This window comes from Natronosporangium hydrolyticum, assembly GCF_016925615.1.
GTDB lineage: Bacteria > Actinomycetota > Actinomycetes > Mycobacteriales > Micromonosporaceae > Natronosporangium > Natronosporangium hydrolyticum.
The window spans coordinates 4,549,303-4,571,315 of the sequence record NZ_CP070499.1; the positions used below are offsets into that span (position 1 = coordinate 4,549,303).

19 protein-coding genes are annotated in these 22,013 nt (G+C 69.8%); 2 read left to right on the top strand and 17 right to left on the bottom strand.

Annotated elements, in window-relative coordinates; translation table 11 throughout:
• Positions 1-51: 51 nt before the first annotated feature.
• The 5 genes from hpf to mtrA form a co-directional block, all read right to left on the bottom strand.
• Positions 52-714 carry a ribosome hibernation-promoting factor, HPF/YfiA family gene (gene hpf, locus JQS43_RS20500; RefSeq protein ID WP_239676005.1) on the bottom strand — a complete coding sequence of 221 codons (663 nt, stop codon included), beginning with the start codon at positions 712-714 and terminating at the stop codon, positions 52-54.
• Positions 715-907: 193 nt separating this feature from the next.
• A complete protein-coding gene (locus tag JQS43_RS20505; protein WP_420847715.1) occupies positions 908-1,690 on the bottom strand; it encodes a ComF family protein in 783 nt (260 codons plus the stop codon).
• Positions 1,691-1,728: 38 nt separating this feature from the next.
• A complete protein-coding gene (locus JQS43_RS20510) occupies positions 1,729-3,510 on the bottom strand; it encodes an LpqB family beta-propeller domain-containing protein (RefSeq protein ID WP_239676006.1) in 1,782 nt (593 codons plus the stop codon).
• On the bottom strand, positions 3,507-5,132 hold the full coding sequence (gene mtrB, locus JQS43_RS20515; RefSeq protein ID WP_239679514.1) for an MtrAB system histidine kinase MtrB: 1,626 nt from the start codon (positions 5,130-5,132) through the stop codon (positions 3,507-3,509). Before mtrB ends, JQS43_RS20510 begins: the two co-directional genes overlap by 4 nt.
• Before the next feature lie 200 nt (positions 5,133-5,332).
• Positions 5,333-6,022, bottom strand: coding sequence for an MtrAB system response regulator MtrA (gene mtrA / locus JQS43_RS20520; protein ID WP_239676007.1), 690 nt, complete (start codon positions 6,020-6,022; stop codon positions 5,333-5,335).
• A gap of 175 nt (positions 6,023-6,197) precedes the next feature.
• Here mtrA and JQS43_RS20525 point away from each other — a divergent pair, with 175 nt between their 5' ends.
• Positions 6,198-7,955 (top strand): ABC transporter ATP-binding protein, encoded by a 1,758-nt coding sequence (locus JQS43_RS20525; protein WP_239676008.1) that lies wholly within the window; start codon positions 6,198-6,200, stop codon positions 7,953-7,955.
• A 248-nt stretch (positions 7,956-8,203) separates the two neighbouring features.
• Here JQS43_RS20525 and JQS43_RS20530 read toward each other — a convergent pair whose 3' ends face one another.
• The 11 genes from JQS43_RS20530 to JQS43_RS20580 all read right to left on the bottom strand — a co-directional run bounded on the left by JQS43_RS20530 (position 8,204) and on the right by JQS43_RS20580 (position 20,768).
• Positions 8,204-9,250, bottom strand: a complete 1,047-nt coding sequence (locus tag JQS43_RS20530) for an ABC transporter ATP-binding protein (protein WP_239676009.1) — start codon at positions 9,248-9,250, stop codon at positions 8,204-8,206.
• 5 nt (positions 9,251-9,255) lie between these two features.
• The gene (locus JQS43_RS20535) at positions 9,256-10,368 is read right to left on the bottom strand and encodes an ABC transporter ATP-binding protein (RefSeq protein WP_239676010.1); all 1,113 of its coding nucleotides are present in this window, start codon (positions 10,366-10,368) and stop codon (positions 9,256-9,258) included.
• Entirely contained in the window at positions 10,365-11,306 is a 942-nt protein-coding gene (locus JQS43_RS20540) for an ABC transporter permease (RefSeq protein WP_239676011.1), read from the bottom strand. Before JQS43_RS20540 ends, JQS43_RS20535 begins: the two co-directional genes overlap by 4 nt.
• Positions 11,299-12,330 carry an ABC transporter permease gene (locus JQS43_RS20545; protein WP_239676012.1) on the bottom strand — a complete coding sequence of 344 codons (1,032 nt, stop codon included), beginning with the start codon at positions 12,328-12,330 and terminating at the stop codon, positions 11,299-11,301. The genes JQS43_RS20540 and JQS43_RS20545 overlap by 8 nt, the downstream gene beginning before the upstream one ends.
• 104 nt (positions 12,331-12,434) lie before the next feature.
• Positions 12,435-14,216 (bottom strand): ABC transporter family substrate-binding protein, encoded by a 1,782-nt coding sequence (locus JQS43_RS20550; protein ID WP_239676013.1) that lies wholly within the window; start codon positions 14,214-14,216, stop codon positions 12,435-12,437.
• Positions 14,217-14,497: 281 nt separating this feature from the next.
• Complete coding sequence (gene ahcY, locus JQS43_RS20555; RefSeq protein WP_239676014.1) at positions 14,498-15,961, bottom strand: adenosylhomocysteinase; 1,464 nt, start codon at positions 15,959-15,961, stop codon at positions 14,498-14,500.
• Positions 15,962-16,409: 448 nt separating this feature from the next.
• Complete coding sequence (gene manA / locus JQS43_RS20560; RefSeq protein ID WP_239676015.1) at positions 16,410-17,594, bottom strand: mannose-6-phosphate isomerase, class I; 1,185 nt, start codon at positions 17,592-17,594, stop codon at positions 16,410-16,412.
• Between the two features lie 35 nt (positions 17,595-17,629).
• Positions 17,630-18,826 (bottom strand): SIS domain-containing protein, encoded by a 1,197-nt coding sequence (locus JQS43_RS20565; protein ID WP_239676016.1) that lies wholly within the window; start codon positions 18,824-18,826, stop codon positions 17,630-17,632.
• Positions 18,823-19,011: a Trm112 family protein gene (locus JQS43_RS20570; protein WP_239676017.1), complete on the bottom strand. Its 189-nt coding sequence runs from the start codon at positions 19,009-19,011 to the stop codon at positions 18,823-18,825. The genes JQS43_RS20565 and JQS43_RS20570 overlap by 4 nt, the downstream gene beginning before the upstream one ends.
• A 10-nt stretch (positions 19,012-19,021) precedes the next feature.
• On the bottom strand, positions 19,022-20,425 hold the full coding sequence (locus JQS43_RS20575) for a phosphomannomutase/phosphoglucomutase (protein ID WP_239676018.1): 1,404 nt from the start codon (positions 20,423-20,425) through the stop codon (positions 19,022-19,024).
• Positions 20,426-20,465: 40 nt separating this feature from the next.
• Positions 20,466-20,768, bottom strand: coding sequence for a DUF3499 domain-containing protein (locus JQS43_RS20580; RefSeq protein ID WP_239679515.1), 303 nt, complete (start codon positions 20,766-20,768; stop codon positions 20,466-20,468).
• 411 nt (positions 20,769-21,179) lie between these two features.
• Here JQS43_RS20580 and JQS43_RS20585 point away from each other — a divergent pair, with 411 nt between their 5' ends.
• Entirely contained in the window at positions 21,180-21,644 is a 465-nt protein-coding gene (locus JQS43_RS20585) for a metallopeptidase family protein (RefSeq protein WP_420847716.1), read from the top strand.
• A 29-nt stretch (positions 21,645-21,673) separates the two neighbouring features.
• Here the strand turns inward: JQS43_RS20585 and JQS43_RS20590 are convergent, their stop codons facing one another.
• Entirely contained in the window at positions 21,674-21,937 is a 264-nt protein-coding gene (locus JQS43_RS20590) for a WhiB family transcriptional regulator (RefSeq protein WP_239676019.1), read from the bottom strand.
• Positions 21,938-22,013 lie beyond the last annotated feature (76 nt).

The window sequence follows — 22,013 nt, forward strand, 5'->3', positions numbered from 1 at the left end:
GCAACCATCGTAGGCGGAACCTCCGCCCGTCCGCACCCCGGTCGCGGTGAGTTACTCCGTCGGTTCAGCGAGACTCATCACGCCATAGTCATAAGCATGCCGGCGGTAGACCACGCTGGCCCGGCCGGACTCCTTATCCAGGAACAGATAGAAGTCGTGCCCCAGCAGCTCCATCTGGAACAGGGCGTCGTCGATCGTCATCGGGACGGCGGAGTGCTCCTTCTCCCGGACGATGTGCCACGGCTGGTCATCGGCCTCCGCCGCGGCGACTGCGGCCTCGACCGCGGAGGCGGCCGACTCCGAGAGACCGGCGACCTCGACCGACGGCGCCGGCTCGAACGCCTTCGTCAGGTCGGTGGGGAGATTGGCGGTCGCTTCGGCCACCGAGGTCGGGGTACGCCCCGGCCCCCGGTGAACCCGGCGTCGGTCAGCTGCCCGCCGGAGCCGGGTATAGAGCTTGTTGACGGCTTCGTCGAGCGCGGAGTAGAAATCCCGCGCCGCGGCCTCAGCCCGCACCACCGGGCCACGTGACCGGCAGGTGATCTCGACTCGCTGGCAGTGGCCCTGCTGCCGGGGGTTCTTCTCGTGCAGCAGCTCAACATCGATGCTGATGATTTTGCGATCGAGCCGGGCCACCTTGTCGATCTTCTCCGCGACATGCTCGCGGTAGTGCTCCGGCACCTCGACGTTGCGGCCTTTGACGACGATATCCACGCCTTACCTCCCCATGCTCCTCGTTACTCCGCAGGCACTGCGGAGGCAGCGGCCAAGCGTTCCTAGAAGTCTGACGCTAGCGCTTGAAGCGCGCCGCGTCACCCCCAGCGGCCGATGGGACTGTCTGCGCATCATGCCCTCAGTGGTACGAGCCGTACGAAGTCACAACAGAATAGTCGAACCCCTGCCGGGTTCACCAACCACGTCGTCCATTCGAGGACACCCCACCCGGCAGCGGATAGCGCCGCTGGGTGGCGGCGAGCACCGCCGCCACCGACACCGGGGTATCCGCCGCCGCCAGCCTGGCGGTCGCGGCAGCCAAGGTGGCGCCGGTGGTGACCACATCATCGAGCAGCACCACCGCCGCCCGGGTACGAGTCAGGTGGCGCTGGAGCCCCGCCGCCGACCAGCGCCGCAGCCGCAGCGTGGCCTGCGCCGTCGCGGCCCGCTGCCGATGGTCCAGGCCCGCCGAATCGGGCCGGGGCAGCGCCCGCAGCGGCCTTGCCACCACCGCCGGCACCCCGGCCCGGCGTAATTCCCGCCCCGCCACACGGGCCAGCCGATACAGGTGGTCGCCGTGCCGGGCCCGCGCCGCAGCCGGCGTATCCGGGATCGGCACCAGCACCACCCCGCCCGCCGCCGGAGCCGAGGCTGAGACCGCCGCCGAAGCCGACTCCCAGGCCGAGGCCGCCGCCGCGACCACAGCGGCGAGCAGCCGGCCCAACGGCCGCGCCAGCCGGTGCCGCCCCCGATCCTTGTACGCCACGAGCAGCTCGCCGAGCACCCCGTCGTAGTCAGCGAGCGCCCAGCACGGCGGGAACCCGCTCGGCGCCGGCTCCGGCCGGGTGGGGCCGGGGACCGCCCCAGCCACCATCGCGACGCACTCCGCGCAGACCCCGTACCGCAGCCCCGACCGGGCCTGCCCGCACCCCGCACAACCGCCCGGCAGCAACAGCTCCACCGCGGCGGCGAACATGCCCACCCGCGGCCCGGCGACTCCCCGGGGCGCCACCGTCACCCCAGGAAGAACGGGGCCCGGGGCGGAGAGTCCGGCTCATCCGGCGCATCCAGCAGATCGACCGGCCGGATCAGGCTCGGCACCCCGGCGAAGGTGTACGCCTGCCCGTTCGCCTCATACATCAACCTCGGCACCGCGGTAGCGTCGGCCGCCGGATGCGCCACCAGCGCGGTGACGGTGGCGTTGCTCAGATCGTGCAACGGCTCCTCGACCGCCCCATCGGCGCTCAACCGGTGCAGCCCCACCCGGCCGTCGGTCTCCCCCGCCACCACCAGTTGATTCTCGTGGGTGAAGGCGACCCCGGCGAGCTGGGTCACGGTCGTCGGCAACCTCCGCGCCGCCTGCACCGTCACCGACTCGGCGTCGACCCGCAGCTGCGCGACGTACAGCTGGTCACCGGCGACCAGCGCCAGTCGGCGCTGCTCTGGCGCCAGCGCTACCGCGGTGATCGGCCCAGCCAGCCCCGAGATCGCGACCACCGTCGACTCGCCGGTCACAGTGAAGCGATGCAGCTCACCGTCGGCGGCGACCAGGCCGGTGGCGGCGTCGCCGGCGCCGACCCACACCGGCTGTCCGAACTCCCCGGCGACCAGGCCGGTGTCGGTCTCGCGGGGCGCGTCGTCGCCGCTGGACTCCAAGACTGTGACCCGTTGCTGCCCCTCACCGGCGCCGCGGACCAGCGCCGCGAGATCACCGCCAGCGGTCAGGGCAGCTGCCTGAACCCCGAAATTGACCTCGTCGGTGAGGACCGCCGGCTGCCGCGCCCGGTCGCTACTGTAGGCCCGGACCGCCCCGTCGAGCAGCACGAACCGCGTCGGGTCGGCCGGCGGCACCTGAGCGCGCACCCGGGCGTGCTGAACCCGGTCCTCGATCCGCAGCTCCAGCTCCGGGTCGCCCCCGCGCAGCTGCAACAGACTCCGTGCCAGCTGGGTCGCCAGGTCATCGACCTCCTGCCCGTCGACCGCGGCGGCGTTGAAATTCACCACCAGCCGGTCGTCCTCCCAATAGGGCGTACCGATGTGATTGGTGCCGGCGGGCAGACTCTCCAACCTGGTCAAGCCGGGCGCCGGCCCGGTCAACAGCCACTGCACCACCGTCCACGGATGCTGCTCGGCCGGCTCCCCGGCCAGCGGCAACCACCGCAGATCCGGTACCAGCTGATCACCGTCGGTGTCCCAGAAGTAGATCGGGTTGGGGTAGTAGTAGTCCTCGTTGGCCAACGCGGTGTCCTGAAGCAACAGGTACGGCGGGGGGTCAGTCACTCGCAACCGCAACCCCTGGCCGCCAGCCTCGCCCTCCACCGAACCCTCAGTGGTCACCCGGAACTGGTAGGTCACCGGCTCGGTGACGGTCGGCGGATCCAGGAAGCCCTGCGGGTCCAACTCGCCGACCAGCTGCGCCGACAACTCCACCAACCAGCCACCGCCGACCTCATCGGTGATGAACGGCTCCTGCAGCAACCGGATCACCCGGATGCCCTCCTCCGGCCGCCAGCCGTCCCGCTCCTCGGCGCGGATGTATTCGCGCACCCGGTCCGGGGCGGTGGCCGCGCTGCCCGCCGCTGCCTGCAAGAAGTTGTCGACCTGGTCGCGGGGGGTGTCGGCCTCGTCCGCGTGCGGCGGCGGATTGCCATCCCCCGGCGAGGTGGAGCCGGCCGCCGGACCGGGCCGGACATACTGCACGTCGGTGCTGGTCGGCACGCCGCAACCGGTGACCAGCATCACCAACGCCCCGACCAGACCGACCAAGCCCGCGGCCAGCCGAGCTCGGCGGGTCACCGGCTCGCCCCCGCGGGTGCGTCACGCTGCCCGCCGCCGGCACGGTCGCCCGCCCCGCTCGCCGGCGAAGGCACCGCAACCGCATGCTCGCTCGGCACCAACGGCAGCGGTGAGCCAGTGAGCTCATCACCAGCCCGCAGCGGCAGGGTCAACCGGAACTGTGCCCCAGCACCGGGGGCGCCCCACGCCTGCAACCAGCCACCGTGCAACCGGGCGTCCTCCAGGCTGATCGACAAGCCCAACCCGGTGCCGCCGCTCTGCCGCGCCCGGGACGGATCGGCCCGCCAGAACCGGTTGAAGACCAACTCACACTCTTCGGTGCGCATCCCGACACCACGATCGCGGACGGTGATCGCGGCGGCGTCGGAGTCCGCGTCGAGCCGCACCTCCACCGGCCGACCCTCACCATGCTCGACCGCGTTCTCCACCAGATTGCGCAGCACCCGGTCCACCCGCCGTTGATCCACCTCCGCGATCACCGGCTGCTGCGGCACCCGCAGCCGCACCTCCGAGCCGGACCGGCGGGTGATCGCGGCGAGCCGCTCCACGGTCTGCCGCACCACCGGCACCAGATCCACCGGCTCGCTCTCCAGCGCGGCGAACCCGGCGTCGAACCGACTGATCTCCAGCAGATCGCTCAACAACGACTCGAACCGATCGAGCTCGTGCTGCAACAACTCGGCGCTGCGCGCCACCTCCGGCGGGTACGACTCCCGCTCGTTGAAGATCAGATCCGCCGCCATCCGCACCGTGGTCAACGGCGTGCGTAGCTCATGCGAGACATCCGACGTGAACCGGCGCTGCAGCCGGGACATCTCCTCCAACCGCACGATCTGCCGCTGCAAATTACCGGCCATCTGGTTGAACGACGCGGCGAGCAACGCCAGATCATCCTCGCCCCGGACCGCCATCCGCTGATCGAGCAGCCCAGCGGCGAGCCGCTGGGCGGTCCGGGCCGCCACCCGGACCGGGTGCACCACCAGCCGGGTCACCAGCCCCGTCACCACCGCCAACAACAACACCAGCGTCGCACCGGTGGCGAGCACGACGGTACGGATGTTGTTGGCGGCATCAGCGACCGAGGTGAGCGGGAAAAAGTAGTAGAGCGACGCCTCCTGCCCCGGCCACTCGGTCGGCACCGGCGAGCCGTACACCAGGTAGGTCACCGGCGGCTGCTCGTCATAGAGCTGGGCAGTGATGATCTGCCGGCTGACGCCCCGCTGCCCGACCGAATCCCGCAGCTCGTCCGGAAGGACCGCGGTGACCTCCACATCTGGCTCCGGGGCGGCCACCACCCCGACCACCTCGCGCGGGGTCACCAGCGCCACCATCACCTCCTGGCCCCGCTCCGGGCTGGTAGCCAGCGGGTCGACCACCTGCCGGCGGATATCGCTACCTAGCAGCGGGTTGTTACTCGGGCCGAGCGCCCGCAGGCTGGTGCGGGCGTTCTCCGCCCCCCGGGTCACCTGATCTTCCGCGTCCCGGTCGACCGCGGCGACCAGACTGCGAGTGGTCAGCTCGACCACCAGATAGCCGAAGGCGCCCACCAGCAGACTTGAGGTGAGCAGCGTAATGGTCACCATCCGCAGCTGCAACGACCGGCGCCAGGCCCGGTGACCCATCGCCGTCGCGCTTATCAGCCGGCCCCGCAGGCCACGCCCCCACGCCCGGGCGTAAACAACCACCCGCGGGCCCTTCGCAGCGCGCGGGTGATCGTCGGCCGAGGCGCTCGCCTCCTCGGGGTCGCTCACAGTGCCGCCAGTGTATCCCGCCTGCTAGTGACGACTTTCAGCGCCGAACGCCGGCCGTGTTTCCGGGCCGGCTACCCGACGCCGGCTTTGTAACCGACGCCCCGGACGGTCAGGATGATCTCCGGCCGCTCCGGATCCGGCTCGATCTTGGCTCGGAGCCGCTGCACGTGAACGTTGACCAACCGGGTGTCCGCGGAGTGCCGGTAGCCCCAGACCTGCTCCAGCAGCACCTCCCGGGTAAAGACCTGCCGTGGCTTCCGCGCCAAGGCGATCAACAGGTCGAACTCCAGCGGCGTCAGCTTCACCTCGGCCCCGTTGCGGCTCACCGTATGCGCCGGCACATCGATAGTGATCTGATTGTGCGGCGGCCCGATCACCAGCCGCTCCGGCTGGGTCTCCCCGCCCCGCCGCAGCCGAGCCCGGATCCGGGCCACCAGCTCTTTCGGCTTGAACGGCTTGACGACATAATCGTCGGCGCCCGACTCCAGTCCGAGCACCACATCGACGGTGTCGGTCTTGGCGGTCAACATCACCACCGGCACCCCGGACTCGCCGCGGATCGCCCGGCAGACGTCGATCCCGCTCATCCCAGGCAGCATCAGATCCAACAACACGATGTCCGGCCGCTGGTCACGGAACATCGCCAGCGCCTGTTCGCCGTCGGCGACGAACAACGGTTGGAATCCTTCGTTACGCAGCACGATGCCGAGCATCTCGGCCAGCGCGGGGTCATCGTCGACTACCAGCACCCGGGTTCTCACGCGACCAATATTGCACGCCCGGGCCACTCGCGATACTCGTGGACCGCGTCGGGCGGTGCTCGCGTAGCCCACCCGGACACCACGAGGTACCGTTCCCTCGCGACCGGTACGCGCACCGGTCGATCCACCCGCCCCGGCGGCCGGCCGGGGCCGCCGCGAGGAGGCGCAGCCACCGATGCCACAATCCGCCGCCGCGCCACCCCGCCGGGTGGGCCTGGCCTCGCTGGTGCCCTACCTGCGCGAGCACCGCGCCTCCTTGGTCACCGTGGCGTTGCTGTCGCTGCTCACGGCCGCCGGCACGCTGGCGCAGCCGCTGCTGATCCGGCTGGTGCTGGACGAGATCGGCGCCGGGGAGCCGATCGCCGCCCTGGTCACGCTGCTGGTGGTGATCCTGGTGGCGGTGGCGGTCGTCTACGGTCTGCGCAACTTCCTGCTCCAACGCGCCGCCGAAGGTCTGGTGCTCTCCACTCGCCGCAAGCTCACCGGCCATCTGCTGCGGTTGCCGATCATCGAGTACGACCAGCGCCGTACCGGGGATCTGCTCTCCCGGGTCGGCGCCGACACCACCCTACTGCGGACGGTCGTCACCTCCGGCCTGCTGGAGCTCGCCTCGGGCGTCGTCATCGTCGCCGGCGCCGCGATCGCGATGGTCTTCCTCGACCCGTTGATGTTCGCGGTCACCGTCGCCTCCATGGTCGGTCTCATCGGCGGCATCATGATCTCGCGGCGGGTCCGGGGAGTCTCCGAGCAGGCACAGGCCCGGATCGGCGAGATGACCGCCACGGTGGAACGCGCGATCAGCGCCTCGCGGACCATCCGGGCTGCCCGCGCCGAACCGCGGGAGGCCGCGTTGGTCCAGGCCAGCGCCGAGGCGGCCTATGTCGCCGGGGTCCGGATGGCGAAGTTGCAGGCGATGATCGGGCCGGCGGTGACCACGGTCATCCAGGCGGCCTTCCTGGCGGTCCTCGGCATCGGCGGCGCCCGAGTGGCGACCGGGGCGATAAGCGTCGGCGACCTGGTCGCCTTCGTGATGTTCCTGTTCCTGCTGATGATGCCGATCGCCCAGGCGATGAACGCGTATGCCCAGCTGCAGGCCGGGCTGGGGGCGCTGCAGCGGATCGAGGAGATGCTGGCGCTCCCCGCCGAGGACGCTGGCGACCCGCCCTCTGCCCTCACCGAGCCGGCCGAGGGCGCGCCGGCGATCGCCTTCGACCAGGTCAGCTTCGCCTACCCGGGCGAAGCCGAGACGAAACCGGTGCTCCGGCAGGTCAGCTTCACCGTCCCGTACGGCAGCCGGACCGCGCTGGTGGGCCCGTCGGGTGCGGGCAAGTCCACCATCCTGGCGCTGGTGGAGCGGTTCTACGACGCCACCGAGGGCAGCATCGCGGTCGCCGGCCTCGATGTGCGGGACCAGCCGCGGCAACAGTTGCGCTCCCAACTGGGGTACGTCGAGCAGGAGGCGCCGGTGCTCGCCGGGACGCTCCGCGACAACCTGCTGCTGACCGCGCCGGACGCCGACGAGGCGCAGCTGCGCGAGGTGCTCGCCACGGTCAACCTGGCCGACCTCGCCGACCGCTCGCCCGACGGGCTCGACGCCCAGGTCGGCGAGGGTGGGGTGCTGCTCTCCGGGGGCGAGCGGCAACGCCTGGCGATCGCTCGGATGCTGCTGGCCGGCCCGCCGATCCTGTTGCTGGACGAGCCGACCAGCAACCTCGATTCGCGCAATGAGCACGCCCTGCGGCAGGCGATCGACGCGGTGGCGCAGCAGCGCACACTCTTGATCGTGGCCCACCGGCTCTCGACCGTCGTCGACGCGGACCAGATCATCGTGCTCGACCGGGGCGAGGTCGCCGCGGTCGGGACGCATGAGCAGCTGGCCGACGGCAACGCGCTCTACCGCGAGCTCGCCGCCCACCAGCTGCTCGTCAACTAGCCCGCGGGCACGACCGCTGGCGCCGACTGGACTCTGCAGGCCCCTTAGTGCCCCCTTTCATCCGCCTACGGGTGCGCGTGCCAGCGGGCATGTATCTCTTGGTTGGCTGGGGAGGGATCTAGCGCACGGGAATGTCCGACATAACCGCACGCAAGATCCCTCCCCGGCCAACCAAGGCGCGCAGGGGCGCAGGGGCGCGCAGGGGCGCGAGGACGCGAAGGGAACGCGGAGGGTGTGGGCGGTGGGGCTCAGACGAGTTCGCGGGCCTCTGCGTAGTGGCACGCCGACTCGTGGCCCTGCCCCCGGTCGATCAGGGCCGGGACCTCATCGATACACCGCTGCTGCGACGCCTCGTCCAGCTCGTGGGCGAACTTCGCGCACCGGGTACGGAACCGGCAACCCGAGGGTGGCGTGATCGGATTGGGCACATCGCCGACCAGCACGATCCGTTCCCGCTCCCGCTCCTTGCGCGGGTCCGGCAACGGGATCGCCGAGATCAGGGCCTGCGTGTAGGGGTGCGCCGCAGCGGTGAAGAGCTGCTCGACCGTCGCGGTCTCGACGATCCGCCCCAGGTACATCACGGCGACCCGGTCGGCGATGTGGCGGACCACCGACAGGTCGTGCGAGACGAAGAGATACGACAGGCCCAGCTCTTCCTGCAGCTCCTCCAGCAGGTTGATGACCCCGGCCTGGATCGACACGTCCAACGCCGAGACTGGCTCGTCGAGCACCATCACCTTCGGGCGTAGCGCCAGCGCCCGGGCCACCCCGATCCGCTGCCGCTGACCACCGGAGAACTCGTGCGGGTACCGGTTGCCGTGCTCCGGGTTCAAGCCCACGACCTGCAACAGGTCGCGGACCTTCTGCCGGCCGCCGTCCGAGAACAGGCCGTGGATCCGCAGCGGTTCGGCGATGATCTCGAAGACCGTCATCCGCGGATCCAGCGAGGCGAACGGGTCCTGGAACACGATCTGCAGATCCCGCCGGACCGGCCGCATCTGCGCCCGGGAGAGCTTGGTGAGGTTCCGGTCCTGATAGTGGACGCTGCCCGAGGTCACCGGGATCAGATTCAGTAACAGCCGGGCGGTGGTGGACTTGCCACAGCCAGACTCGCCGACCAGGCCCAACGTCTCGTGCGCGTGCAGGTCGAGCGAGACATCGCAGACCGCGTGGACGTCGCCGACCTGACGCTTGATCAGGCCCTTCGAACGAACCGGGAAGTGCTTGACGAGGTTCTGCGCCCGCAGCACCGGTTCGGTTGACTGCTGCCGGTCCGGGGTCTCCGTCGCTGACATCGTCGTCACTGCTCCTCCAACTCCGCCAGAACCTCGGCATCTACCGTGGTCGGCTTGAACAGGTCGCTCGCCTCGGCCCCCTCCAGTCGATCGCTGAAGTGACAGGCGGCGGCGTGCCCGCCGCCGGTGCCCACCTGCAGCAGCTCTGGCTCCTGCTCGCGACAGACCTGCTCGGCCATCGGACAGCGGGGGGCGAACGGGCAGCCGGGCGGCAGATTCACCAGCGACGGCGGGGTGCCCAGGATCGGGGTGAGCCGCGCCCCGCGAGCTTCGTCCATCCGCGGCAGGCTGCCCAACAGCCCGAGGGCGTAAGGCATCCGTGGCGCATAGAAGATGTCGTCGACGGTGCCGGTCTCGACCAGCTTGCCAGCGTACATGACGTTGACCCGTTCAACCTGACCAGCGATGACGCCGAGGTCGTGGGTGATCAGCACGAGCGCGGCCCCGGTCTCCCGGCGCGCCGTCTCCAGCGCCCCCAGCACCTGCGCCTGCACGGTGACGTCGAGCGCGGTGGTGGGCTCGTCGGCAATGATCACGTCGGGGTTGTTCGCCATCGCGATCGCGATGACGATCCGTTGCCGCATGCCGCCGGAGAGCTCATGCGGGTACGCGTGCACCCGCTGCTCCGGATTCGGGATGCCGACCACCTCAAGCAGCTCAACCGCCCGTTTGAGCGCCTGCTCCTTGGCGATGTCGTTGTGCGCCAGCACCGCCTCGGCGATCTGGTAGCCGACCGTGTAGACCGGGTTCAGCGAGGTCAGCGGGTCCTGAAAGATCATCGCGATCTTGTCGCCCCGGACCTTGCTGATCTCTTCGTCTTTGAGCCCCAGCATCTCCTGGCCCAGCACCCTGGCGGACCCGGTGACCCGGGCGTTGCGGGGCAGCAACCCCATCACCGCCAGCGAGGAGACCGACTTGCCCGATCCGGACTCGCCGACGATCCCCAGCGCCTCCCCTTTGCGTACCTGGTAGGAGACGCCCCGCACGGCCTTGACCACGCCGTCCTCGGTGGGAAAGCCGACCGTCAGGTTGTCGACCTCCAGCACCACGTCTGGGTCGCCGGCAGCGTCGGCCGCCGTCACTGGCGTGGGCTGGTGTGGGTAGTCACTCGTCGTCATCGCCGCACCATCGTCTGTCGTGGGTCAAGAGCGTCCCGCAAACCGTCACCGATGAAGTTGATCGTCAGACAGATCAACAGGACCATGATGCCCGGCGGGTAGAAGAGCCAGGGCCGGGTCCGCATCGCGGTCAGCGCGTTGAAGACCTGCTGCCCCAACGAGGTGTCGGGGGGCTGGATCCCGAGCCCGAGGAAGGACAGGCCCGCCTCGGCCAGGATCGCGATCGCCATCACCACGGTAGCCGTGACGATCAGGGGTCCGGTGACGTTCGGCAACAGATGTCGCAGCACGATCCGGGCGTCCGAGGCGCCCATCGCCCGAGCGGCCTCGATGAACTCCTGTTCTCGCAGCGACAGCACCACGCCGCGGATCACCCGGGCGTAGAGCGGCCAGCCGAAGAATCCGATGATCAGCGCGATCGGCAGCCAGGTGGTGCCGCCGCGCACGTTGCCGGCGACCGCGGCGACCAACGCCAGCGGCGGGATCACCAGGATGACGTCGGCGGCCCGCATCATCAGCGAGTCGACCCAGCCGCCGAGCAGACCGGCGATCGCGCCCCAGAGCGCCGCGGTCACCGCGACGATGAGCCCGACCAGCCCGGCCACCTTCAGCGACTGCTGGGTGCCCCGCATGACCAGGCCCATCATGTCCTGGCCGGGGCTGGTGGTGCCGAACGGGTGGGCCAGGCTCGGTGGCTGGCTGCTCGGCACATCGCGGTGGATCCGGTGGTCGTACTCCCACAGCACCGGGCCGAGGAACGCGAACGCGATGATCAACAGCAGCAGCACCACGCTGCCCACCGCTAGCCGATGGCGCATGAACCGCAGCATTACCAGCTGTAGCTGGCTGCGCTCCTTGGTGGTGATCGCCTCGGCGTCGGAGACCGGGGCCGCCCCGGATGGCGGGATCTCCGCATCGGGGCGCTGGATGTTAGTCATAGCGAATCCTCGGGTCGAGCACGGCGTAGAGCAGGTCAGCGATGAGGTTGGCGACCACCACCAGGGTGCCGCTGAGCATCAGGAAGCCCATCACCGCGAAGGTGTCGGTACGGCCGAGGGCGTCGACGAAGTACCGGCCCAGGCCCTGCCACTGGAAGACGGTCTCGGTGAGCACCGCACCGTCGATGGAGCCGGCGATCCCGATGGTCACCAGCGTCAACACCGGGATCAGGGCGGTTCGCAGCGCGTGCCTGCGCATCACCGTGCCGTTGCGCAGCCCTTTGGCCCGGGCCAGCCGGACGTAGTCGCTGCCGAGCACCTCGAGCATGGAGGCCCGTTGGAAGCGGCTGAAGACCGCGTACCCGACGAGCGCCAGCGTAATGGTGGGCAAGATCAGGTGACCCGCGATGTCAGTGAAGTTGTCCCAGGCGCTGTAGCCCTCACGCACCGGCGACTGCGAACCGATGGTGTAGAAGATCCGGAACCCGATCGCGTTGTTGATGCTGACCCCGACCTCCTTGATCAGCACGCCGAACCAGAAGACCGGCATCGACAGCGACAGGAAGCCGATGAAGGTGATGATGTGGTCGGTCTTCGAGTACTGCCGGACCGCGCTGATCACGCCGGTGATGATGCCGAGCACGATGCCGAGGAGGGTGGCGAGCCCGACCAGCCGCAGCGTCGTCGCCAGCCGGCTGGCGATGTCGGAGCCAATGTCGAAGGCGGTGCCCCGGGTGCTTGGACCAAACTCGCCCCTGATCAGGCCGATGTCGCCGTTATGTGCCGAGCCTGGCCAGCCAGTCAACCACAACCAGTAGCGCTCCGGCATCGAACGGTCATGATAGAGCCGGGCGGCGATCTCCTGCTGCGCCTCCTCCGAGAGCGGTTCACCCGTCGCCTCGGCCTGGAAGATCAGCTCCGCCACCGGGTCACCGGAGATGTCGACGAGCAGGAAAACGAACATCGAGGCCGCGAGCAGCACGGGGATAGCTGCCAGCAGCCGCCGTATTGAATAGACGAGCATAGAGTTTGGTCCTTCGCTGGACGGGGTCGCCGCCACCTGGTTGATCTCGGGTCCCGGACGTTGCGACGTCCGGGACCCGAGATCTCCTACCGAATCATAGGTTCCTACTCAACCGCCAGACCCCACATGTGGTGCTCGTAGAGGCCCCGCAGGCTGGAGTTCGCGTTATCCCGGACGTTAACGTACTCCTCGGTAACGAAGATGTAGACGGGGGAGTCGTAGAGCGGCAGCACGTACGCGTCCGCCATCACGATCTCCATCATCTGGTCGTGCAGCTGCGCCGACTCCTCCAGGCTCTCGGCCTGCAGCTCCTGCTCGACCAGCGCGTCCACCTCGTCGTTGCTGTAGTTGCCGAAGTTGGACCCGCTGCCGGTCAGCCAGTACTGGCTCCCGGCCCCGGTGAAGAGCGGGCTGCCGCTCCACCCGAACTGCATGATGTCGAAGTCCTGGGCGACCAGGGTGCCACCGAGGTCGTCGGTCGGCTCGATGTTGGCCTCGATGCCGATCTCCGCCAGGTAGCCCTGGATCAGCTGCTGGGCGGTGGCCCGTGCCGGCGCCGAGGTGGAGCGCAGCCGGAACGGCCCCACGGTCTCGCCGTCGTAGGTCAACCCGCCCGGGCCCTCGTCCATGCCCTCGAAGCCGGCGGCTTCCAGGATCTCCCGCGCCAGCTCGATGTCGCCGGTGCCCTGATTGGTGCCCTCAAGGTGGTCGACGTGCCATTCGCTGGTTTCGCTGTGGACGTGGTTGGTGCGCAGCTGGTAGTCGGGGAAGAGCGAGCCGAAGTTGCGCTCGGCGATGTCCGAGGCGTCGACCGCCACGAAGATCGCTTCCCGCAGCTCAGGGTGCTCACCCAGCCACTGGTTGTCCATGTTCATGTCGAGGTGCTCCCAGGACGGGCCGGCGCCGATGTGCACCCGCACGCCGTCCAGGTCCTGCACCTGCCGAATGACATCCTCCGCGTAACCGGCCGGCGACGCACCGTGCAGCTCGTCGTTCTGCAGCGCCGGGATCCAGGTGTCCTCATCGGTCAGGAACCGGACGACCAACCGCTCCAGGGTCGGAGCTTCCTCGCCGTACCACTCCGGGTTCGGGACCTTCACGACCTGGTTGTCGATGTCGAACGACTCGATCAGGTACGGGCCACCGGAGAACTCGGGAGCGTTGTCGTTGAGGAACTCGAAGTACTCGCCGCGACCCTCCGGGTCGTCCAGGTCGAACCCGTTCTGCTCACCGTAGTGCCGGGGCGCGACCCCACCCAGGATGCCGTGCGCGCTGAACATGGTGGCGAACCACTCTGGCGCGGCCACACCATCCTTGTAGGTGATGGTGACGGTCTTGCCGTCGTTCGAACCCTCGACGCTCTCCAGCGAGTCAGCGGAGGCGGTGGAGCGCGGACGGCAGCCCTCGCAGTGCCCCTCGTCCTCGCTGGCGCTCATCATCCAGGTTAGCTGGAAGTCATCCGCGGTGATCGGCGTCCCGTCGTCCCAGACCGCCTCGTCCCGGATGTCGAAGGTAACGGTCACCGGGTCGCTGCTCACCAACTCCGGCTCGGTCGCGAGCAGGTCCATGTTGGGCTTCCAGTCGCCGCTGGGCAGGAACTGCCCGACGTACGGCAGGATGCCGTTGATGGCCTGCAGGGTGTAGACCGAGCCACCCTCCGGCGACCACGGGAAGAACCCGTCCGGCGCCTGGTCGAGGGTCCAGGTCATGGTCCCGCCCTCTTCGCGGTCACCGGCGTTGCAGTTGTCCGGGTCGTCCAGACAGTCTTCGAAGCCGCGCGAGGGGCCGCTGCCCTCGTCGTCACCATCAGTGGCGCAGGCGCTCAGCACCAGCGCCATCGCCGCACCGGCCGCGACAGTGCCGGCCAGTCTCCTACGTATCCGCATCTCGTCTCCTCCAGTTGTGCTGCCGGCCATGAGCAGCCGATCATGACGGCTCCAGCCCGGCTTGGCGACAAGCCAACCGCCTGCGGACCGATCTGGGAAGGGCCGACCGAGATTCGTGACACACCCGTTACCTAACCGGCCCCTAAGCGTCATAGCCCGGGCCGGATCTCGGGGCTCGCCGAAGAACCGCAGGTCAAATGCGAAAAATTGCGGCACAAGACGGCGCTGGTGGCCGCGACGAACGCGGCCACCAGCGCGGTGGAGCTCAATATCGGGATGGATCAGTAGCGGTAGTGATCCGACTTGTAGGGGCCCTCCACCGGCACCCCGAGGTAGTCGGCCTGCTCCTTGCTGAGCTGGGTCAGCTTGACCCCCAACGCATCCAGGTGCAGCCGGGCAACCTTCTCGTCAAGGTGCTTCGGGATCACGTGTACGCCGATCGGGTACTCGTCGGTCTTGCTGAAGAGTTCAATCTGCGCGATCACCTGGTTAGTGAAGGAGTTGGACATAACGAAACTTGGATGACCGGTGGCGTTACCCAGATTGAGGAGCCGCCCCTCCGAAAGAACGATGATGGAGTGGCCATCCGGGAAGGCAAATTCGTCCACCTGCGGCTTGATGTTGACCCGTCGAATGCCGTCGGTCTTCTCCAGGCCGGCCATATCGATCTCATTGTCGAAGTGACCGATGTTGCCCACGATCGCCTGGTGCTTCATCGCCGCCATGTGCTCAGCGGTGATGACGTCCTTGCAACCGGTCGTGGTGATGAAGATGTCGGCGGTCGCCACCACGTCTTCCAGGGTGGTGACCTGGTAACCGTCCATCGCCGCCTGCAACGCACAGATCGGGTCGACCTCGGTGACGATCACCCGGGCGCCCTGGCCCCGCAGCGAGTCCGCCGAGCCCTTGCCGACGTCGCCGTAGCCGCAGATGACCGCGACCTTGCCGCCGATCAGCACATCGGTGGCGCGGTTGATCCCGTCCACCAGTGAGTGCCGGCAGCCGTACTTGTTGTCGAACTTCGACTTGGTCACCGCATCGTTGACGTTGATCGCCGGGAAGAGCAGCTTGCCCTCCCGGTGCATCTCGTACAGCCGGTGCACACCGGTGGTGGTCTCCTCCGAGACCCCCTTGATCCCCGCGGCGATCGTCGTCCACCGCTGGTTGTCCTCGGCGAGCGAGCGGTGCAGGAGCTTGAGTACGACCGCGAACTCCTCGGAGTCGGCGGTCTCCACCGGCGGCACGGCCCCGGCCTTCTCGAACTCCGCGCCCTTGTGCACGAGCAGGGTGGCGTCGCCACCATCGTCGAGGATCATGTTCGGCCCCGACCCACCCGGCCAGGCGAGCACCTGCTCAGTGCACCACCAGTACTCCTCGAGCGTCTCGCCCTTCCAGGCGTAGACCGGCACACCGGAGGGCGCCTCCGGGGTGCCGTGCGGACCCACCACCACTGCGGCGGCGGCGTGGTCCTGGGTGGAGAAGATGTTGCAGGACGCCCAGCGCACCTCGGCGCCGAGCGCGACCAGGGTCTCGATCAGGACCGCGGTCTGCACGGTCATGTGCAGCGACCCGGTGATCCGGGCACCGCGCAGCGGCTGCTGCTTGGCGTACTCAGCCCGGACCGCCATCAGGCCAGGCATCTCGTGCTCGGCGAGCTGGATCTCCTTGCGCCCGAACCCGGCGAGCGAGAGGTCGGCGACCTTATAGTCGTGCTCCTGAAGGGTGCGCGGTGGGGCGCTGCTCATAATGATGATCTCCAATCAGATCGCTTGCAGACGTATCCACCATAACGAAGCACGCTCCGGGATCAAGCCCTCACCTACCGCAACGGCGATGGCACGCGCCGTGGCATATAGCACGCAAGGTGGGCATTCTTACCAGGAGCACAGATACGTACGGGGCGGGTGACCTCCCGGCCATCCGCCCCGTACTCCCCCCGGTTTGGTTCCCCCGCGCGTAGCTCTGACGTTCGTCGAGTAACGCTGCGTGACTACAAAGCTACACCGCGACGCCGCGATGTCAAGGGATTTCCCCGGAAGTCAGGCCAAGAAAATCGCAGGTCGCAGCGGTGTCGATACGGAATGTAACGGGCGGGGCGTGAGTCCGATTTTCCGGCCTACAACGGCGGCAACACCAGCCGTCGCGGCAAGAATACGAGAAGTAATCACTAGGGAATCCAGCGCCCCCGCCGACCTACCCCACCGAGGCATCCCCGACCGACGCGACGAAGACCTCCCCCTCGCCAGCGAGCTGCAGCAGCCCTCCGGCCGCCGCCAGCTCGGCCGATCCGAAGGCCACCTCACCCGCCCGCAGCGTCACCGGCGCCTCGCCATCGGCCACCCGGACCTCACCGGCGAGACACAGCACGCTCCGCGGCCCGGGCAACGTCAGCTCCGCCTGCCCCACCCCCGCCGACAGCCGAACCCGGTGCAGCGCGAACTCGGCCACCGGCACCGGCCAGGTCACCACCCCGGCCGCCACCGGCACCGGGGTCAACACCGGATCCGGCAGCGGCTCGAACCGGAGCACCCGGAGCAACTCCGGCACGTCCACGTATTTGGTGGTCAATCCCCCCCGGAGCACGTTGTCGCTCGCGGCCATGATCTCCACCCCGGTGCCGGCTAGGTAGGCGTGCAGGTTGCCGGCCGGCATGAAGATCGCCTCTCCCGGAGCCAGCGTCACCTCGTTGAGCAGCAACGCCACCACCACCCCGAGATCCCCCGGGTAAGCCCGCGTGAGCTCCGCCACCAGCGGCCACCGAGCCGACCCGGCCGCCGCCACTGCGGCCACCAACTTCGCCGGCTCGGGCGCCGCCAGCACCGCCGCGACCGCGCTGGCCAGGTCGCTGGCCCGCAACGCCATTGCCACCGGGGCCAACTCCGGCACCGCCAACTCCGCCAACAGCTCAGCTGAGATCGCCGGCTCCCGGAACCCGCACAACGCCCGAAAATCGCTCACCGCCACCAACAGCTCCGGCTTGTGGTACGGATCGACGTAGCGACGGTGCCGAGCGTCCCGTGGCACCCCGGCCGCCTCTTCGGCGGCGTACCCGGCAGCGGCCTGCGCCTCATCCGGGTGCGCCTGCAGCGAGAGCGGAGCCGCCGCAGCGAGCAGCTTCAGCAGGTACGGCAGGCGGGCCCCGAACCGGGCCACCACCGGCCCGGTGAGCACCCGCTCCGGGGCCGCCTCGATCGCCGCGGTCAGCGGTCGACCGGCCGCCGAATCATCGGCGACCAACCGGGACGGGCCGGCCGGATGGGCACCGATCCACAGCTCCGCCTCCGGCCCGGCGCTCGGCACCGGCCGCCCCTGGATCTGCGCGATCGCCGTCCGCGAACCCCACGCATAATCCCGGATCGGGTTCTCCAGCCGTCGCATTGTCCTCCCTCACTCCGCCTCCCCGGCCCGGCGAGTCATGGACGAAGCGCGGTCTTCAACTCACTCACCGCCGGCACCGCCATCGGGTCGAGCCCGTGCGCGAGCGACAGGTAGATCGAGGCGAAGTCGGGCACCGCGGTCAGCGAGGCGAGTCGCTCCAGCGCACAGCCGCCCTCCGCAGTGAGCACAGTGCATCGGACGCCGCGCCGGTGGGCCATCGCGATCACCGTCTCGGCGCGCTGCTCGGCCACCGCATAGGGCTCGCCGGCGGCGTCGTCCTCGTCACCGAGGCCACCGTCCCGCAGCACCACCAGGTGCAGTCTGGTCAGGTCGCTCACCGGCTGCGGGTCGGCGAAGATGTCCCGGTCCTGCTCAGCCAGCCCGCCGAACACCCCGTCCAGCAGGCCCACCCGCCCCCGACCGACCTCGCCCAACCCACCGGTGACCGCCGGGTAGCGGGCGTTGCTGGAGAGCATGTCGGCGAACCTGCCGGCGGCCACGGTCGCCAGCGGCGCCGATCCCCACAGCACCGGGACCGAGCCGGCGAGATTGAGCGCCAGCTCCTTGGCCGGGTTGACGAACGAATCCGCGGACTCGCGACACGCCTCGGCCTCCGTGTCGAGCCGGGTCGCGGTCTCCACCAGGTCGGCCTCGGTGACTCTGACCAGGCCGATCGCCCGGCCGGCCAACAGCACCGGCACGGTCAACCCCCACAGGCTGGCCCGGGCCGGCGCCCGCCGCGGGACCGCCACGAAAGGCGCCCGGGCGGTCTCGGCGACGGACTGCAACGGGCTTTCCGGCGCACCGACGGCGACCAGCCTGGCCCCCCGGCGGGCGGCCGCCTCAGCGGCGGCGAGCGCCTCCGGGCTGCGGCCGCTCGCGGAGACGGCGATAACCACATCGGCGGCGCCCACCCAGCCGGGCACCCCGGCGATCCGATGCGGCACCACCGGCACCGGGCAGTGCGGCCCGGCGACGGTCGCCAGGATGTCGCCGGTCCGCGCGGCCGTACCGACGCCGGCCACCACCACCGCCCGCGGGCGGCCGTCCACGCCGAGCTCGGTCAGATCGACCTCGGCGACCAGCTGCATCGCCTCCCGGATCTGCGGGCCGGCGGCGGCGGTGGCCCGGAGCATGCCGCCCCGATCGTTCGCGGCCAGCGCCGCCGGGTCGTCGAGTAACGCTTCGTCGGCCTGCCGGTTTCCCCGCAGCCCCTCAGTGCCGTCGATCACGACTGGTCCGCTCCGGCCTCACCTGGGGTCTCCGCCTCGTCGAGCAGGAGCACCGGAATACCGTCCCGGATCGGGAAGATCCGACCGCACTCGGTGCAGGTGAGCGACTGCCCCGCCGGGTCATGCCGCAACGGTGCGTGGTGCGCGTCGGGACAGGCCAGGATCTCCAACAGCTGCGCGTCCATGCTCGCCACCCTAACTCTGCCGGACCAGCGCGAGCACCTCGTCGCGCAGCTCGGTCATCCGCTGCTCGGTCGGCGCCTCCACGTTCAACCGCAGCAGCGGCTCGGTGTTGGAGGCGCGCAGATTGAACCATGCGCCGTCGTCGAAACGGACGGTCAGGCCGTCGAGCTCGTCCGAGTCGTGCGCGGCGAAGGCGGCGGCGACCCGGGCGGCCGATGCGGACTGATCGGTCACGGTGGAGTTGATCTCGCCCGAGGCAACATATCGCTGGAACTGCGCCACCAACTCGGAGAGCGGCCGCGGCTGCTCGCCGAGCGCGGCGAGGACATGCATAGCGGCGAGCATGCCGGTGTCGGCGCCCCAGAAGTCGCGGAAGTAGTAGTGCGCCGAGTGCTCGCCACCGAAGACCGCACCGGTAGCGGCCATCTCAGCCTTGATGAACGAGTGCCCCACCCGGGAGCGCACCGGTGTCCCGCCGTGTTCGGTGACGATCTCCGGCACCGCCGACGAGGTGATCAGGTTGTGGATGATCGACGAACCCGGATGCTTCGCCAACTCCCGGGTCGCCACCAGCGCGGTGATCGTCGATGGCGGGACCGGCTCCCCCCGCTCGTCGACCACGAAACAGCGGTCGGCGTCGCCGTCGAAGGCCAGCCCCAGATCGGCGCCGTGCTCCCGCACCGCCCGCTGCAGATCGACGAGGTTCGCCGGGTCGAGCGGATTCGCCTCATGGTTAGGGAAACTGCCGTCAAGTTCGAAGTAGAGAGGGCGGAGGGTCAGCGGCAGCGGCTCCAACGCGGCATCCCCCAGCACCGCCGGGACCGTGTGCCCGGCCATCCCGTTGCCCGCGTCCACCACCACCGTCAACGGGCGCAGCTGCCGAAGATCCACAAGTGAGCGCAGGTGGGCGGCGTACTCGGTGAGGATGTCCCGGCGGGCGATACCGTGCTCGGTACCGGCCGGGGTCGGCGCGGAGATCGCGCCGGTGAGCAGCTCCTCGGCGAGGGCGCGGATCCGCGCCAGCCCGCTCTCCTGGCCGATCGGCTTGGCCCCGGCCCGACACAGCTTGATGCCGTTGTACTGGGCCGGGTTGTGGCTGGCGGTGAACATCGCACCGGGTAGCTCCAGGCTGCCGGAGGCGTAGTAGAGCAGGTCGGTGGAGCCCAGCCCGGCGTCAACCACGCCGGCCCCGGCGGCGCGAGCCCCGTCGGCGAAGGCGGCGGCCAGACCCGGCGACGACTCCCGCATGTCGTAGGCGAGCACAATGGTGCCCGCCTGATCGCCGGCCTCCCGGAGAAACTGGACGAACGCGGTGCCCAGCGCGCGGGTCACCGACTCGTCCAGCTGCTCGGGAACGACGCCACGAATGTCGTAGGCCTTGACGATGGTGCCCAGATCGGTACCCAGCTCGGTCACGGTCAGAGCCTACCCCCCGGCTAGACGGAGATCGGACAGGTCACGGTGGTGGGATCAGTCGCAGATGACCCCGTCGATCACGCGGTCGCGGGGGCTCCCCCGGCCGCTGGTCGGGCGGCCGGGCGCCGGTACCCCAGACCGCCTCGGCGAGCGCGGCGAGGTCGTCCGGCCGGGGCGGCGGGGTGACCAGTTCGCCGTCGTGGCGCACCAGCTCCCACCCGCGCGGGGCGGTCAGGCTGCGCGCGTGAGCCCCACACAGGTCGTAGGTGTGCGGCTCGGCGTTGACCGCCAGCGGGCCCACCACCGCGGTGGAGGCGGCGTAGATGTAGGTGAGCGTGGCCAGCGCCGGCTGTTGGCAACCGTTTCGGGTGCAGCGCCGCTCCTCGGGCGTACGCGTGGCGCCCGGGACCGGGTCCGGGTGCTCCGGTAGCGGACCCGGGTCACTGTGGTCACCGCCCAGGGTTGGTGTGTTCACGGCGCTGACCTCATGGACTCACCAACCTCGGGCACCTCACGGAACTCACCGACCTCACGGCCGAACGGTACCGCTTCTACGCCGGTGGCGCGACCGGCTAACCATGCGACACGCCGGCCCGCCTCGTCGCCCATCCGGCGCAGGGCTTCCTGGACCGGGGTAATCTTCGCCAATCACACCTTTCGCTCGGCTCGGTCGTCGGCGACGCGCCCGCCACAGTCAGCCCGATGATCGGGAAGTCGGTCGCCCCTCGGGGCTACGCTGGGCCGCGTGACGGTGTTGCACGAGGACCAGCCAGGCAGCCGGCGCCCGACGCAGCCCCGGCCCCAGCCCAGCGCCCGGGACCGGCGCGGTCGCGGCCTCCGCGGGCGCCTGGTGCCGGCGACGGTGCCGGCGGCCCGCACTAAGGCGGAGATCTTCGACGACCTGGTGCTCGACACGGTGGAGCGGCTGGAACGCTCCCACGCCAGCGAGCTGGCCGGGGTCGAGTTCGCAGTCGAAGACGTGCCCGGCGACCTCGAAGGGTACGAGTCGGACGTGTTGGAGGACCGGCAGGTGCCGCTCGCGCGGCTGGTGCCCGGTCGCCCCGGCCGGCAGGGTGTGCCACCGCGGATCGTGCTCTACCGGCGCCCGCTGGAGCTGCGCTCCGGCGACCGGGACGGGCTCGCCGATCTCGTCCACGACGTGTTGGTCGAACAGGTCGCGAACCTGCTCGGCATCGACCCCGATGACTTGGCCGGCTGACCCCGCCCCCACCCCGCCGGCGCCACCGGCTAGACCGCCACCCGCCGCTTGAGCCGCCGCCGTTCCCGCTCCGATAGACCCCCCCAGATCCCGAACCGCTCGTCGTGGCCCAGCGCGTACTCCAGGCACTCCGCCTTGACCTCGCACCGGCTGCAGATCCGCTTGGCTTCCCGGGTGGACCCCCCCTTCTCCGGGAAGAACGCCTCCGGATCCGTCTGTGAACACAGCGCCCGCTCTTGCCACTCCGGCGCGTTGCCCAAAAGATCGATCACCGCCGTACGGTCGTCCTCCATCAGCTGCCTCCTTCTTTCGCGCCCGCGCTGGTTACGGCGCCGGCGCTACCCCCCACGCGGAAGGCGTGGCTGTTCG